The following is a 15,481-nucleotide window of genomic DNA, read 5'->3' as shown; positions in this document are numbered from 1 at the left end:
CAAAAGAACAAAGGGAATCATGAGCAAGACCCTCCAGGCCGTGCGCGGGATGAACGACATCCTGCCCGACGATGCCGAAGTTTGGGAGCAGTTCGAGGACATCGTCCGCAACTGGCTGCACAGCTACGGCTACCGCCCCATCCGCATGCCGATCGTCGAACCGACGCCGCTTTTCAAGCGCGCCATCGGTGAAGTGACCGACATTGTCGAGAAGGAGATGTATTCCTTCGAGGACGCCCTCAACGGCGAGCACCTGACCCTCCGTCCGGAAGGCACGGCGTCGTGCGTGCGGGCGGCGATCCAGCACAATCTGCTTTTCGGCAATCCGCGCCGGCTGTACTACCACGGTCCGATGTTCCGCCACGAGCGTCCCCAGAAGGGGCGTTACCGCCAGTTCCACCAGGTGGGTGTTGAAGCGCTCGGCTACGAAGGCCCGGACGTGGATGCGGAGCACATCCTGATGTGTGCTCGCCTGTGGGATGACCTGGGGCTTGAGGACGTCCAGCTGGAGATCAACTCCCTTGGCAGCAGCGAGGAGCGGGCGGCTCACCGGGCGGCCCTGATTACCTATCTGGAAGGCCACAAGGACAGTCTCGACGAAGACGGTCAGCGGCGTCTTTACACCAATCCGCTGCGCATTCTCGATACCAAGAATCCGGCCCTGCAGGCCATCGTCGAAGCGGCTCCGAAGCTCGCTGACTTCCTTGGGGAAGACTCGCTGAAGCACTTCAATGGCGTGCAGACCTTCCTCAAGGATGCCGGCCTGCCTTACCGCATCAATCACCGTCTGGTGCGGGGGCTCGATTACTACAACCGCACCGTGTTCGAGTGGGTCACAACCCGTCTCGGCGCCCAGGGCACGATCTGTGCCGGTGGCCGCTACGATGGCCTGGTCGCCCAACTCGGCGGCAAGCCGGCACCGGCGGCCGGTTTCGCGATGGGCATCGAACGGATTCTGTCCCTCTGGCAGGAATGCGGCGGCCAGGCTGAGCGGCCGACGCCGGACGTCTATCTCGTGCATTCCGGCGAGGCCGCACAGCGCGCGGCGTTCCGGGTTGCCGAAGCACTGCGTGGCACCGGCTTTGCCGTCACCCTGCATTGTGGTGGCGGTGGCTTCAAGTCTCAGATGAAACGTGCCGACGCATCCGGTGCGCCTTTCGCCGTCGTTATCGGTGAGGATGAAGCCGCGGCGGGCGAAGTCAGCCTCAAGCCCCTGCGCGATGGCGGCGAACAGATTCGCGTTCATATGGACGCGCTCCCCGAAACCCTGGCAGACCGCCTACTCGAATCGGAAGAAGAAGACGATGGCAGCATTTGACCTCGAAGAACAAGAACAGATTTCCCAGATCAAGGGCTGGTGGGAGCAGTACGGCAAGCTGGTCACGGCATTGGCCGTCGTTGCCGCCCTGGCGTCTGTTGGCTGGCAGGGCTTGAACTGGTACCGGGGCAAGCAGGGCAGCGAAGCTTCTGTTCTCTACGATGCGGTCCAAAGGGCTGCGGTTGAGCGCAATGCTCAGAAAGCCCGCGAAGCCGCTGGAGCGCTGATCGAGAAGTACAGCGGTACGGCTTACGCCGATATGGCTGCCCTCCTTTCTGCCAAGGTGCAAAGCGAAGCAGGCGACCTGAAGAACGCCCGGGTTCCCCTTGCCTGGGCCGCCGAGAAAGCCAATGATCCGGCCCTGCGCGGACTTGCCCGTCTGCGACTGGCTACGGTGATGCTCGACGAAAAGGCCTACGACGAAGCGCTGGCACAGGTCCAGACGCCGCCTGACGAAAGTTTTGCTGCCCGTTACGCCGATCTGAAGGGCGACATTCTGGTTGCCCAAGGCAAGCCGGCCGAGGCGCGTGTTGCCTACACGGCTGCGGTGGAAGCCCTTGCCACTGCGACCAAGCCGGAAGCCGTGACATTGCGCGAAATCGCCCAGGCCAAGCTGGATGCCGTCGGAGACGCTCAATGAAAGCCCGGCAACTCGCCTTGCTGCTCGTGGGCACGCTGGCGCTGGGAGCCTGCAGCTCTCTTAACCCGTTCTCCTCCAGTGGCGCCAAGCTTGCTGCACTCAAGCCGCTGAACAATCCGCTCAAGACCACGGAAGTGTGGCGCAGCCGTGTTGGCGATGCCGGGCTCTTCGTGTTCCAGCCTGCTGCGAGCGGCGACGCGGTTTTTGCGGCGGGTCGCGACGGCAATGTGTTGAGGCTCGAAGCCGGTCGTACCGTCTGGAAGACATCGGTCGATACGACGCTGTCAGGTGGTGTCGGTACCGATGGCAAGCTGGTGCTGGTGGGTTCCCCGAAGGGCGAGGTGATCGCTCTTGATGCGGTATCCGGGAAGGTCAAGTGGCGTGTGCGCGTTAACGCTGAAATCCTGGCTGCGCCCGCCGTGTCTGACAACATCGTTGTGGTCCGCAGTGCGGATAGTCGCCTGTTCGGTCTCAATCCGGCAGATGGCAAGCAGCGCTGGGTGTATCAGCGGGCGGCGCCTTCCTTGTCCCTGCGCAATGCGGCGGGGGTCCTGCTCGAAGACAAGGCCATCTTTGCCGGCTTTCCCGGTGGCAAGCTGACCGCCATCAATCCGGCCAATGGTGGATTGATGTGGGAGGGGACGGTGGCTGTTCCGCGCGGTTCCACTGAGCTGGAGCGGGTTGCCGATATCACCAGTCTTCCTGCCATTGGCACCCGGGCAACCTGCGCGGTTGCCTATCAGGGGCGGGTGGCCTGCTTCGATCTGGCTAATGGTTCCACCCTGTGGACGCGCGATCTTTCAAGCTCCAGGGGGCTGGATCTGGACGAAGAGCACGTTTTCGTGACCGACGAAAAAGGTGCGGTCCATTCTCTCGATATTTCCAACGGCGCCAGTGCCTGGAAACAGGACTTGCTTGCCGGCCGTGGTACCGGTCGCCCGCGTGTTTTCGGTGATCATGTAGTGGTCGGCGACAGTGAAGGCTACATCCATATCCTGCGCAAGGATGATGGAACCCTCGTTGGACGCCACCGCACCAATTCCAGCCCGATCGTTGCAGATTTGCAGCGTGCCACTGGCGACATTGTCGTCCAGACTCGGGATGGCAATGTTTACGCCCTCGGCGTTCAATAACGGAGTCGCCAAAGCGTGAAACCCACCCTCGTCCTGGTTGGACGCCCCAATGTGGGCAAATCTACCCTTTTCAACCGCCTCACCAAAACCCGCGATGCGCTCGTCGCCGACTTCCCCGGTCTGACCCGGGATCGTCGCTATGGTCTTGGCCGGGCGCTTGAGCGGGAATTCCTCGTCGTCGATACCGCCGGTTTTGACCCGGTCGCCAAGGACGGCATCGTTCATGAGATGGCCAAGCAGGCCGAGCAGGCGATCGCCGAAGCCGACGCGCTCCTCTTCATGGTGGATGCCCGCAGTGGCCTGACTCCCCACGATGAGCAAATCGCCACGCGCCTGCGCCGTGCCGGTCGGCCGACATTCCTGGTCGTCAATAAGGCCGAAGGCATGAACCGGTCGATGATCTCGGCCGAGTTCCATGAGCTTGGCCTCGGTGAACCTTTGTGCATTTCGTCGGCCCACGGTGACAACGTCACGTCCCTGATGGAGCTGATTCTCGAGTCCTTTCCGGAAGATCCGGAAGGCGAAGAAGTTGCCGAAAAAGGCCCTCGCGTGGCGATCGTCGGACGCCCCAACGTGGGCAAGTCCACCATGGTCAATACGTTGATCGGCGAAGAGCGGGTCATCGCTTTCGACATGCCCGGCACGACACGGGATGCAATCGAGGTGCCGTTCGAGCGCAATGGACGACATTACACGCTGATCGACACTGCCGGTCTGCGCAAGCGCGGCAAGGTCTTCGAGGCTGTCGAGAAATTTTCGGTTATCAAGACCCTGCAGGCCGTCGAGCAAGCTAACGTGGTGGTCCTGGTTCTTGATGCCAGCCAGGAGATTTCCGATCAGGATGCCCATATCGCGGGCTTCGTGGTCGAGGCCGGCCGAGCCCTTGTGGTAGCGGTGAACAAGTGGGATAGCGTCGACGATTACCGTCGTCAGCGCATCAAGGAGGACATCGACCGCAAGCTGCCCTTCCTTGCCTTCGCTCGTTTCCTGTACGTTTCGGCACTGAAGGGGCAGGGGATCGCCGCCATGCTCAAGGCCGTGGATGGCGCCTACGAGGCAGCCATGACCAAGCTCGCCACGCCGAAGCTGACGCGGCTTTTGCTTGATGCAATTGCTCGTCAGCAGCCTCCGCGTCACGGTGGTTTCCGCCCTAAGATGCGCTACGCCCACCAGGGCGGCATGAATCCGCCGATCATCGTGATTCACGGCAGCGCCCTTGATCACGTTCCTGCATCCTATGTCCGCTTCCTGGAGCGCACCTTCCAGGAGGCGTTCAAATTGCAGGGCACGCCATTACGGATACAATTCAAGTCTTCCACGAATCCCTACGCCAACAGGGATTAAAGAACCGCTTCCACACCAACGGGCGGCTTGCTGCCTTCCATGCGGCAGTGCAGCAAATGGCTCTATAATTATTCCAAACTAAAACCATAGAGGTTCTACCATGAGCAACAAGGGGCAACTCCTTCAAGATCCATTCCTCAATGCGCTTCGGCGCGAGCACGTTCCGGTTTCCATCTATCTTGTGAACGGGATCAAGTTGCAGGGACAAGTCGAGTCCTTCGACCAGTACGTCGTGCTGTTGAAGAATACGGTCACGCAGATGGTGTACAAGCACGCCATTTCCACGGTTGTTCCGGCCCGTCCGGTCAATATCCAGCAGGAACAAAACGAGGTTGCCAGCTGAGTTTCTCTCTCATCCGGCCGGTTTTCGGCCATTTCGACTTCGGGTTTTATCGTGTTTGACAGACCTGCTGCCGGGACCCGCGCCATTCTGGTTCAGGTTGATTTCGGCCAGGGCGGCATTGACGAACGCCTGGCTGAGGTGGGCTTGCTGGCCAGCAGTGCCGGCGCGACGGTCGTGGGCATTGTCCAGGGCCGCCGTCAGGCACCCGATTCCGCTTTTTTTGTCGGTAAGGGAAAGGCGGAGGAGGTCGGCACTGCCGCCCAGCTGAACGAAGCCGATATCGTGATTTTCAATCACGATATCACCGCCGCTCAACAGCGCAATCTGGAGCGCAAGCTGGATTGCCGCGTTGTTGACCGTTCTGCGCTGATCCTCGACATCTTTGCCCTCCGGGCGAAGAGCCATGAAGGCAAGTTGCAGGTAGAGCTCGCGCAATTGCAGCATTTGTCCACCCGCCTGGTTCGCGGCTGGACGCACCTGGAGCGCCAGAAAGGTGGCATTGGTCTGCGCGGTCCGGGTGAAAAGCAGCTGGAAACCGACCGCCGCCTGCTTGGCGAGCGGGTCAAGCTTCTCAAGGGGCGCCTGGCGCAACTGGAACGTCAGCGTGCGGTGCGCCGGCGGGCCCGGGAGCGGCGTGACGTGCTTTCCATTTCCCTTGTTGGTTATACCAACGCGGGCAAGTCAACGCTCTTTAATGCCCTGACCAAGGCCGGCGCGTATGCAGCCGACCAGTTGTTTGCCACGCTCGATACAACGTCCCGCCGCCTTTTTCTTGGGGAGGCGGGGAACGTCGTCCTGTCCGACACGGTCGGATTCATTCGGGACTTGCCTCACTCACTCGTCGCCGCATTTCATGCGACGCTGGAGGAGACCATCTCTGCCGATCTCCTGCTCCATGTAGTGGATGCATCGAGCGAAGACAGGGAAGGACAGATCGCTGCGGTCAATGGCGTACTTGAAGAAATCGGAGCCGGTATGCTTCCCCAGATTCAGGTATGGAACAAGGTCGACGCCACGCTGGCAAGCCCGGAAGTCCAGCAGGACGCTTATGGTAATATCACGCGCGTTTTGCTCAGCGCCAGAACAGGGGACGGAGTAGGCCTGTTGCGCAAGGTGCTTACCGACGTTGCTCTGGCCCACAAGGCAGCGCTGACTGCTAGCTCGGCAACATCGGATTCGAATTGATGAATCCTGGTTGCCATACTTCCCGGAACGGATTTTTCACTGTGATCTCAGGCATCCTCATGTCTCTCAATGATCCCAAATGGGGCAATCGCGGCGGCGACGACAAGCGCGGTGGTGATGGCAATCAAGGCCCCCCCGACCTTGAAGAACTTTGGCGCGATTTCAATCGGCGGCTTTCCGGCATGTTCGGGCGCGATCCCGGGCGCAATGGCGGTGGTTCGGGTGGCGGAGACGGTGGCAACCGGATTCCTGAATTCAATTTCCGGCAGGTGGGCGGCGGGATAGGGCTGATTGCCGCCTTCGCAGCGGTCATCTGGCTGGCCAGCGGCTTCTACATCGTGGATGCCAGCCAGCGGGGAATCGTTCTTCAGTTTGGCCGTTTTCTCGAAGCTACCGAGCCGGGCTTGCGCTGGCGTCTGCCATACCCGGTCCAGAGCCACGAACTGGTCAACCTGACCGGTGTTCGCACGGTCGAAATTGGCTACCGTGGCTCAGAGCGCAACAAGGTGCTCAAGGAAGCGCTGATGCTCACCGACGACGAAAACATCGTGAACATCCAGTTTGCTGTCCAGTACATCCTGAAGGATCCCCAGCAATACCTTTTCAACAACCGGAATGCCGATGATTCGGTGATCCAGGCTGCAGAAACGGCTGTGCGCGAGGTTGTCGGCAAGAGCAAGATGGACTTTGTGCTCTACGAGGGGCGTGAGCAGGTTGCTGCCAACGCCCAGAAGCTCACCCAGGAGATCCTTGATCGCTATGCGACAGGTATCCAGGTCAGCAAGGTCACCATGCAGAACGCCCAGCCGCCCGAGCAGGTGCAGGCCGCCTTTGACGACGCCGTGAAGGCAGGTCAGGATCGGGAGCGCCAGAAGAACGAAGGCCAAGCCTACGCCAATGACGTGATTCCCCGTGCCCGCGGTGCGGCATCCCGATTGTTCGAAGAAGCCGATGCTTACAAGAGTCGTGTAGTTGCCCAGGCTGAAGGTGATGCATCCCGCTTCAAGCAGGTCTACACGGAGTATGCGAAGGCACCCGAGGTGACGCGTCAGCGCATGTATATCGACACGATGCAGCAGGTTTTCTCGAATACCACGAAGGTGATGCTGGACGCTCGTGGCAGCGGAAACCTCCTTTATCTCCCGCTGGACAAGATCATCCAGTCGACGGCTGTGCCGTCTGCTGCGCCAGTGGCTGATTTGCCGCAGATGGCCAGGCCAGCTTCTGCTCCGGCCACGACTGAAAACAACATTTCGCCGCCCAGGGTCGACGCGCTTTCCGGTGAGTCCCGTACTCGCGAGTCGACACGTAGCCGTGAGCGGGGAGAACGCTAATGCGCGAACGTTTGCCATTCATTTTCGGGCTGGGTCTGTTTGTCCTGGCGATCCTCTCCATGTCGCTCTTCACGGTGGATCAGCGCCAGCACGCGCTCGTCTTTCAGCTGGGTGAGGTCAAGGGTCAGATCAGCGAGCCTGGCCTGCATTTCAAGATTCCGCTCATTCAAAATGTGCGTTATTTCGACAGCCGCATCCTGACCCTCGATACTTCCGAGCCTGAGCGCTTCATCACATCCGAAAAGAAGAACGTTCTCGTCGATCTTTTCGTGAAGTGGCGCATTGTCGACCCGAAGCTTTATTACATCTCCGTAGGCGGTGATGAGGCGCGCGCCCGGACCCGCCTTGAGCAAACCGTAAATGCCGGTTTGCGTGAGGAGTTCGGCAAGCGCACCGTGCATGACGTAGTGTCCGGCGAGCGCGACAAGATCATGGACGAAATGCGCCTGAAGGCCGACCTGGATTCGCGCAAGATCGGCGTGCAAATTGTGGATGTCCGTCTCAAGCGGGTCGATCTTCCGGCCGAGGTTTCCGAGTCCGTCTATCGCCGGATGGAAGCTGAACGCAAGCGTGTCGCCAACGAACTGCGTTCCCAGGGTGGTGCGGAGGCGGAGAAGATCAAGGCCGACGCCGACAGGCAGCGGGAAGTGATCATCGCCGAAGCCTATCGCGATGCCCAGGTGGTCAAGGGCGATGGTGATGCCAAGGCGTCGGCGATCTACGCCCAGGCTTTCAACCAGAGCCCCGAGTTCTATGCTTTCTACCGTAGCCTCGATGCTTACCGGAACAGCTTCAAGAACAAGTCTGACGTGATGGTTGTTGATCCGAACTCCGACTTCTTCAAGTATCTCAAGGGGGCAGGCGGTCGTTCTGCGGCTGCGTCCGAGTCCGCCAAGGGCGGCAAGAGCGGGAAGTAATGGGGCGAACCCTCATTCTGGCTTTCGCACTGATGCTGGTGCTCGAAGGCCTGATTCCCTTTATTGCGCCGGCCACATGGCGTGAGACATTTACCCGGCTGATTCGCATGGCGGATGGACAGATCCGCTTTGTGGGTCTCGGCTCGATGGTTCTCGGCCTCGTTATTCTGATTGTTTTTTCCTGAGGCACTTTGCCCATGTTGCGTTGGGTTCTACCCGAATATATCCAGGATGCTTTGCCCGCCGAGGCGGCAAAGCTCGAAGACCTGCGCCGTCGTCTGCTTGATGCCTTCCGTGTGAATGGCTACCAGTTGGTCGCACCGCCGCTTCTTGAGTACCTGGAGTCCCTGCTGACCGGTGCCGGTCAGGATCTTCAACTGAAAACGCTGAAGCTCGTCGACCAGCTCTCCGGCCGCACGATGGGCGTACGTGCTGACATCACGCCGCAGGTTGCACGTATCGATGCCCATCTGCTCAACCGGAAGGGCGTTGCCCGCCTGTGTTATTGCGGCAGTGTCGCTCACGCGGTGCCGTCCTCGCTGACAGCCACCCGCGAGCCGCTGCAACTGGGGGCCGAAATCTACGGTCATGCCGGGCTCGAAGCCGACGCGGAAGTCATTCGGCTGCTGGCAGAGTCCCTGCAGACGGCGGGCGTCGGCACGTCGCGGATTGATCTCGGGCACGTTGGTCTTTTCAAGGCCCTGGCCAGCAAGGCAGGCCTCCTCCCGGAACGCGAGGAGGCGCTTTTCGATTGCCTGCAGGCCAAGGATTTGCCGGGATTGCGCGAGCTTCTCCGTGATGTTTCCGACGAAGTTTCCAGGGCTCTGCTTGCCTTGCCGACGCTGTATGGCGGTGCCGACGTGCTGACCAAGGCAAGGGAGATCCTGCCGAATGATGTCGAGATCATGACTGCGCTGGGCGAGCTTGAGCAGCTCGCCGCAGAGCTGGCCGATTTGCCGATCAGCTTTGATCTGGCCGATCTGCGTGGCTATCACTATCACAGCGGCGTCGTGTTCGCCGCTTACGGCGGTCGTTCACCGGTGGCGCTGGCACTCGGTGGTCGTTACGACAGCGTAGGTCGGGCTTTTGGTCGTGGCCGTCCGGCAACGGGTTTCAGCCTCGATTTGCGAGAGCTGGCTGCCCAGGTTGCCGATGCGGTGCTTGTGGGGGGAGTTCTGGCTTCTCCGACGGCGGAGCCTGGTTTCAAGGAAGCAGTAGCCCGCCTGCGTGCAGAAGGTGAAAATGTAACGATTGAATTGCCCGGCCATGAAGGCACGTGGCGTGAGGCCGGTTGTGATCGGCATCTTGTTCTGCGGGGCGGCGCCTGGCAGGTTGAACCGCTTCAGGGAGAGTGAATATATGGCTAAGAACGTAGTAGTTGTTGGTACCCAGTGGGGTGATGAAGGCAAGGGCAAGATCGTTGACTGGCTGACCGATCAGGCGCAGGGCGTGGTCCGCTTTCAGGGCGGTCACAATGCCGGACATACGCTGGTCGTCGGCACCACCGAATACAAGCTGAACCTGGTTCCTTCCGGCATTGTCCGGGAGGGAGTGCAGTGCTTCATCGGCAATGGCGTCGTGCTCGACGTTCATCACCTGTTGGCGGAGGTCCGCGGGCTCGAGGCCGGCGGCATCAAGGTTCGTGACCGCCTGAAAATCAGCCCGGGCTGCCCGCTCATTCTGGGTTATCACTCTGCGCTTGATCGTGCCCGCGAGGCCAAGAAGAGTGCCGGTGAAAAGATCGGTACGACCGGCAAGGGCATTGGCCCGACTTACGAGGACAAGGTGTCCCGTCGCGCTCTGCGCGTCTACGACCTGTTTGATCCGAAGCGTTTCGCCGAGAAGCTTGCCGAGGTTCTGGATTACCACAACTTCGTTCTGACCAATTACCTCGGCGCCGAGCCGGTGGAATTTCAGGCCGTTTTCGACCAGGCCATGGCGGACGTCGAAGAGATTCGCCCGATGGTCACCGACGTGTCGGCTGATCTGTATGCGATCAACAAGGCCGGCGGCAACCTGCTGTTCGAAGGTGCCCAGGGCACGCTGCTCGACATCGATCACGGGACCTACCCGTTCGTGACTTCCAGCAACTGTGTGGCAGGGCAGGCGGCAGCCGGTTCAGGTGTTGGTCCCGGTCGTCTACATTACGTGCTGGGCATCACCAAGGCCTACTGTACCCGCGTCGGTGGCGGCCCGTTCCCCACCGAGCTGGACTTTGAAACCGAGGGTACGCCGGGTTATCAGATGTCCACGGTCGGTCGCGAATTCGGTACGGTTACCGGCCGCAAGCGTCGTTGTGGCTGGCTTGACCTGGCGGCGCTGAAGCGCTCCATCATCATCAACGGTGTTTCGGGCTTGTGTATTACCAAGCTGGACGTTCTTGATGGTCTGACGGAACTGAAGCTGTGCACCGGCTATATGCTCGATGGCAAGCGGATCGACCTGTTGCCGATGGGCGCTGAAGAAGTGGTGCGTTGCGAGCCGATTCTGGAAACGATGCCCGGCTGGAGTGGCACCACGTTTGGGGCCTGCACCTGGGACGCGTTGCCGCCGGAGGCGCGTGCCTACCTGCACCGGATCGAGGAAATCTGCGAGATTTCCATCGACGTCATCTCGACGGGTCCGGAACGCGACGAAACGATTCTGAAGCGTCACCCGTTCGGCGCCTGATCGCTTTCTGAACCAGCACTGCCCAGCCCGGGCAGTGACAATACCTTCGGGTTGTTGTCACTGCCCGGGCTGTTTTTTTGGATGGAATAGGTCTGTTCGAGTGAACGAGAAAAAGGCCAGTCAAATGACTGGCCTTTCCTGAAATGCTTGGTGCCCAGAAGAGGACTCGAACCTCCACGCCTCGCGGCACTAGTACCTGAAACTAGCGCGTCTACCAATTTCGCCATCTGGGCAACGAAGACCGAATTATAGACTGATTTTTAAGTAATGCAAGAGATTCGTGAAGCTATTTTTAATAACTGCTCCAGCTGGAACAGACAAAGAAAAAGCCGGTCTAAAAGACCGGCTTTCCCGAAATGCTTGGTGCCCAGAAGAGGACTCGAACCTCCACGCCTCGCGGCACTAGTACCTGAAACTAGCGCGTCTACCAATTTCGCCATCTGGGCAACGAAGGCGCTATTATAGAACAAATTGATGCCAACGCAAAACTTAAACGATCAGGCTGCTGTGGAAAGATTTCTGAAAGCGAATCAGACAAAGAAAAAGCCGGTCAAAAAGACCGGCTTTCCCGAAATGCTTGGTGCCCAGAAGAGGACTCGAACCTCCACGCCTCGCGGCACTAGTACCTGAAACTAGCGCGTCTACCAATTTCGCCATCTGGGCAACGAGCTAAAAATTATAGAGTAGAAAATATCCGTGTCAATATCAAAATCAAAAAATACCCAAAAATTAAGCAAGCTGCGCCGCAGCGACCCCTTCTTCGAGCGCGAATGTCAAAAGTACGACTTCCCGCTCCCGAGTCGCGAATTCATCATCCAGACACTCGCCGAGCTGGGTGTGCCGATGCCGTTCGCTGAACTGGTCGTTGCGATGGACATCCAGGAAGTCGAGCGCGAATTTTTCGAACGTCGCATGTTTGCGATGGAGCGGGATGGTCAGGTGATGCGCAATCGGCGCAACGCCTACTTGCTTCCCTCAAAGGCGGATCTTGTCCGCGGCACCGTCCAGGGTCACCCGGATGGCTATGGCTTCGTCGTGTCGGACGACGAAGGGGCGGACATTTTCCTCGGCCCCAACGAGATGCGCGAAGTGCTGCACGGCGACCGGGTCATGGTGCGTGTGGCTGGCCTGGATCGTCGCGGCCGTCCGGAAGGCAAGCTGGTTGAAGTGCTTGAGCGGGCCAATACGCGCATTGTCGGTCGGGTGCTGGTCGAAAACGGCGTCACACTGGTAGTGCCGGAGAACCGTCGCATCTCCCAGGAGATCCTGCTTGCGCCCGGTGCCAAGTCAAAGGCTGTAGCTGGCCAGGTGGTGGTCGTGGAGCTTGTTGAGCAACCGACGCGCTACGCTCAGCCTATCGGCAAGGTCGTTGAAGTTCTCGGCAATTACGCTGATCCGGGAATGGAGATCGAGATCGCGTTGCGCAAGCACGAACTGCCCTTCGAGTTTTCAAAGGCGGCCAAGGAGCAGGCGCGGCGCTTGCCGGACAAGGTTCGCAAGATGGACTGGAAGGGCAGGGAAGACATTACCGCGCTCCCATTGGTCACCATCGACGGCGAGACCGCCAGGGATTTCGACGATGCGGTGTTCTGCGAGCGCGAGGGGCGTGGCTTCCGCCTGGTGGTGGCGATCGCGGATGTCTCCCATTACGTGTCCGTTGGTTCGGCGCTGGATAGCGAGTCCTATGATCGGGGCAATTCGGTGTATTTCCCCCGGCGGGTGATTCCGATGCTGCCGGAGAAGATCTCCAATGGCTTGTGTTCCCTCAATCCCCAGGTCGAACGTCTTTGCATGGTTTGTGACATGTCCTTGTCCCAGACCGGCGTGATCAAGCAATACCGCTTCTACCCGGCTGTGATGTTCTCGAAGGCGCGCCTCACCTACAACCAGGTGGCGGCGGCGCTGTACGACAAGGAGCCGGGCGCGCTGGAAATCATCGGCGAACTGCTGCCCCACCTGCAGAATCTGGACAAGCTCTTCCGAGTGCTCCTGAAGGCCCGGGCCAAGCGTGGCGCGATCGATTTTGAAACCCAGGAAACCCGGATGGTTTTCGACGACAACGGGAAGATCGAGAAGATCATCCCGGAGAGTCGCAATGATGCTCATCGGCTCATCGAGGAGTGCATGCTGGCTGCCAACGTGTGTGCCTCGGAGTTTCTGCAGGCGCATGAACAACCGGCTCTGTATCGCGTTCATGAAGGTCCGACACCCGAGAAGCTTGCCAAGCTGCGCGAGTTCCTTGGCGAGTTCGGACTCCAGTTGCCCGGCGGTGACGAGCCGAAGGCGGCCGATTACGCCAAGTTGCTCGAAGCCCTCAAGGGTCGGCCGGATCTCCAGTTGCTCCAGACCGTGATGTTGCGCTCGTTGCGTCAGGCGGTTTACAGCCCGGACAACCTTGGCCACTTTGGTCTGGCTTACGAGGCTTACACTCACTTTACTTCGCCGATTCGTCGTTACCCGGACCTCCTCGTGCATCGCGCCATCAAGGCCGTGCTGACCGGACAGCACTACCAGCCGGCGCAGGATGCCGGTGACTGGAGTGCCATCGGCGTGCATTGCTCGATGACCGAGCGTCGTGCCGATGAGGCTGACCGGGATGTGGAAAACTGGCTCAAGTGCTTCTACATGCGCGATCGCATTGGCGAGGAGTTCGACGGAAGCGTTTCGTCGGTGGTACCTTTCGGCCTCTTTGTTGCGCTGGACGATGTTTTTGTCGAAGGGCTCGTGCACATCTCGGATCTGGGGACCGATTACTTCCACTTCGACGACGCCCATCACACGCTGGTCGGTGAGCGCACAGGAGAGCGTTATCGCCTGTCTGACCGTATCCGTGTGCAGCTTGTTCGGGTGAATATGGAAGCCAGCAAGATCGACTTCCGTTTGATCCAGGGGCCGCAACGGGCAACTGAAAGGGTTGGCAAGACCGCCCGCGACAAGGTTGCCGGTGCTGCCGTTAGTCCTTCGCCCGTCGCTACGAAGCCGGCTGCAGCATCCCGTCGCCGGGTCGTCAATGCCGGTGAGGCCGTGGTCCCCGTTCGCGCCGAAAAACCCAAGGCCGCAAAGCCCAAGTCCAGTAAGGCAAAAGTCTCCAAACCATCCAAGGCAAAGACCGCCAAGCCCCGCAAAAGCGCGGTTGGCGGCGTAAAGAAGAAAGCAAAAGCCAGTGTCTGATTCCGCCAGTTCCCGCCTCATCTACGGTTTTCATGCCGTACTTGCCAAGCTTCGCCATGATCCCGAGGGTATCTTCGAGATCTTCACTGACGCCCAGCGTAACGACGCCCGTGCCCGTGATCTCCTCCGTCATGCCGAACAGCTGGGTATGCGCATCATTCCGTCCGAGGGCGAACGCCTCGACAAGATGGTCGGTACCCGTCGGCACCAGGGTGTGGTGGCCCGGATTGACGGCCGTCGCAAGGAATTGAAGCTGCCTGACGTGCTGGACGGTCTGACCGAGCCCGCTCTGCTTCTGGTGCTCGACGGCATCCAGGATCCCCACAATCTGGGCGCCTGCCTGCGGGTTGCCGATGCGGCGGGTGCGCACGCGGTCATTGCCCCGAAAGACAAGGCTGTCGGCCTCAATGCGACGGCCATCAAGGTGGCCAGCGGCGCTGCGGATACGGTTCCTTACGTCACCGTGACGAATCTGGCCCGTGCCCTGCGGGAAATGCAGGAGGCGGGCGTATGGATTCTCGGCGCTGCCGGCGAAGCAGAAAAGTCGCTGTACACCGTCGACCAGAAAGGCTCCATCGCCTGGGTTCTCGGTGCAGAGGGTGACGGCCTGCGCCGCCTGACCCGTGAAACCTGTGATGAACTGGTCCGCATTCCGATGTACGGCAGTGTGGAAAGCCTCAACGTTTCGGTTGCCAGCGGCCTGTGCCTTTTTGAGGCGCGCCGTCAGCGCACTGTGCAAGCCTGAGTGAGAGTCGACTACGCCGAGGCGCGCAAGCTGCTCAGGCGAAGCCGGAGTGGGGCTCTCGGGACCCACTCCGTTGCCGCACCGGGCTATCCTTTTGTCACGCTTCTTCCGTATGTCGCTGACGAGGCGTGCCGGCCAGTGTTTCTGTTGAGCGGCCTGGCTGAACATACCCGAAACATTCTTGCAGATGCCCGTGCCAGCCTTCTGGTGGCAGACGGGGAGGGAGGCTTGCTTCAGCAGGCCAGAGTCACGCTGATCGGACTGGTAACACCGGTGGTGCTGGATGAGGCCGCCCTCGGCCGTTACCTGCGCTACAGCCCGGAGTCCGCGGACTACCTGGCGCTGGGCGACTTTCGTTTTTTCCGGATGGAGCCGGAAAGGGTGCGCTATATCGGAGGGTTTGCCCGAATGGGCTGGGCTGATGCATCGGTTCCTGCACAAACCCTCGACAGTACCGCCGAGGCGGCACTGGTGGTCGATTTGGCACGCCAGGCCCCGGTCGGTGTGTCAGTGCTGGGTGTGGATTTCGAGGGTCTGGATGTGCGGATATGCGGCGTCTTTCGCCGTTTCGACCTGCATCCCGTCAACCCGACCCTTGCTGCGCTTGGCGAAGCCGCTGAAGCTCTGCTTGGGCACATGGGGGATTTCACCCCCACGTCCGGCAACCCAAACCTGGGCTAG

General features: G+C 60.1%; 14 protein-coding genes and 3 tRNA genes. 14 read left to right on the top strand and 3 right to left on the bottom strand.

Annotated elements, in window-relative coordinates; all coding sequences use genetic code 11:
* The first annotated feature begins 19 nt into the window (after nt 1–19).
* From hisS to ETQ85_RS09710, 11 genes are all read left to right on the top strand, one after another.
* Nucleotides 20–1,318 carry a histidine--tRNA ligase gene (hisS, locus tag ETQ85_RS09760; protein WP_148578861.1) on the top strand — a complete coding sequence of 433 codons (1,299 nt, stop codon included), beginning with the start codon at nt 20–22 and terminating at the stop codon, nt 1,316–1,318.
* Entirely contained in the window at nt 1,305–1,958 is a 654-nt protein-coding gene (locus ETQ85_RS09755; RefSeq protein ID WP_148578860.1) for a YfgM family protein, read from the top strand. The genes hisS and ETQ85_RS09755 overlap by 14 nt, the downstream gene beginning before the upstream one ends.
* Complete coding sequence (gene bamB / locus ETQ85_RS09750; RefSeq protein ID WP_148578859.1) at nt 1,955–3,091, top strand: outer membrane protein assembly factor BamB; 1,137 nt, start codon at nt 1,955–1,957, stop codon at nt 3,089–3,091. The genes ETQ85_RS09755 and bamB overlap by 4 nt, the downstream gene beginning before the upstream one ends.
* Before the next feature lie 15 nt (nt 3,092–3,106).
* A complete protein-coding gene (gene der / locus ETQ85_RS09745) occupies nt 3,107–4,435 on the top strand; it encodes a ribosome biogenesis GTPase Der (protein WP_148578858.1) in 1,329 nt (442 codons plus the stop codon).
* Between the two features lie 100 nt (nt 4,436–4,535).
* On the top strand, nt 4,536–4,778 hold the full coding sequence (hfq, locus tag ETQ85_RS09740; protein ID WP_148578857.1) for an RNA chaperone Hfq: 243 nt from the start codon (nt 4,536–4,538) through the stop codon (nt 4,776–4,778).
* A 51-nt stretch (nt 4,779–4,829) separates the two neighbouring features.
* Nucleotides 4,830–5,963 (top strand): GTPase HflX, encoded by a 1,134-nt coding sequence (gene hflX, locus ETQ85_RS09735; RefSeq protein ID WP_148578856.1) that lies wholly within the window; start codon nt 4,830–4,832, stop codon nt 5,961–5,963.
* 59 nt (nt 5,964–6,022) lie between these two features.
* A complete protein-coding gene (gene hflK, locus ETQ85_RS09730; RefSeq protein ID WP_148578855.1) occupies nt 6,023–7,297 on the top strand; it encodes an FtsH protease activity modulator HflK in 1,275 nt (424 codons plus the stop codon).
* Nucleotides 7,297–8,214 (top strand): protease modulator HflC, encoded by a 918-nt coding sequence (gene hflC, locus ETQ85_RS09725; protein WP_148578854.1) that lies wholly within the window; start codon nt 7,297–7,299, stop codon nt 8,212–8,214. The genes hflK and hflC overlap by 1 nt, the downstream gene beginning before the upstream one ends.
* Nucleotides 8,214–8,399 (top strand): DUF2065 domain-containing protein, encoded by a 186-nt coding sequence (locus tag ETQ85_RS09720; RefSeq protein ID WP_148578853.1) that lies wholly within the window; start codon nt 8,214–8,216, stop codon nt 8,397–8,399. The genes hflC and ETQ85_RS09720 overlap by 1 nt, the downstream gene beginning before the upstream one ends.
* 15 nt (nt 8,400–8,414) lie before the next feature.
* Nucleotides 8,415–9,569 carry an ATP phosphoribosyltransferase regulatory subunit gene (locus ETQ85_RS09715; RefSeq protein WP_148579017.1) on the top strand — a complete coding sequence of 385 codons (1,155 nt, stop codon included), beginning with the start codon at nt 8,415–8,417 and terminating at the stop codon, nt 9,567–9,569.
* A 4-nt stretch (nt 9,570–9,573) separates the two neighbouring features.
* The gene (locus ETQ85_RS09710; protein ID WP_148578852.1) at nt 9,574–10,884 is read left to right on the top strand and encodes an adenylosuccinate synthase; all 1,311 of its coding nucleotides are present in this window, start codon (nt 9,574–9,576) and stop codon (nt 10,882–10,884) included.
* Between the two features lie 148 nt (nt 10,885–11,032).
* Here ETQ85_RS09710 and ETQ85_RS09705 read toward each other — a convergent pair.
* From ETQ85_RS09705 to ETQ85_RS09695, 3 genes are all read right to left on the bottom strand, one after another.
* A tRNA-Leu gene (locus ETQ85_RS09705) sits at nt 11,033–11,117 on the bottom strand.
* 128 nt (nt 11,118–11,245) lie between these two features.
* Nucleotides 11,246–11,330 (bottom strand) — tRNA-Leu (locus ETQ85_RS09700).
* 132 nt (nt 11,331–11,462) lie between these two features.
* Nucleotides 11,463–11,547: transfer RNA gene (locus ETQ85_RS09695), tRNA-Leu, on the bottom strand.
* Nucleotides 11,548–11,727: 180 nt separating this feature from the next.
* Here ETQ85_RS09695 and rnr point away from each other — a divergent pair.
* From rnr to ETQ85_RS09680, 3 genes are read left to right on the top strand one after another with little or no spacing between them, the layout of a single operon-like run.
* Nucleotides 11,728–14,055: a ribonuclease R gene (gene rnr, locus ETQ85_RS09690; RefSeq protein ID WP_288037716.1), complete on the top strand. Its 2,328-nt coding sequence runs from the start codon at nt 11,728–11,730 to the stop codon at nt 14,053–14,055.
* Nucleotides 14,048–14,800, top strand: a complete 753-nt coding sequence (gene rlmB / locus ETQ85_RS09685) for a 23S rRNA (guanosine(2251)-2'-O)-methyltransferase RlmB (RefSeq protein WP_148578851.1) — start codon at nt 14,048–14,050, stop codon at nt 14,798–14,800. Before rnr ends, rlmB begins: the two co-directional genes overlap by 8 nt.
* Nucleotides 14,801–15,481: a HugZ family pyridoxamine 5'-phosphate oxidase gene (locus ETQ85_RS09680; RefSeq protein ID WP_148578850.1), complete on the top strand. Its 681-nt coding sequence runs from the start codon at nt 14,801–14,803 to the stop codon at nt 15,479–15,481.

This window comes from Zoogloea oleivorans (genome assembly GCF_008107625.1).
Lineage (GTDB): Bacteria > Pseudomonadota > Gammaproteobacteria > Burkholderiales > Rhodocyclaceae > Zoogloea > Zoogloea oleivorans.
Note: the sequence above shows the minus strand (reverse complement) of the source record. Positions and strands in the feature narration are given on the sequence as shown.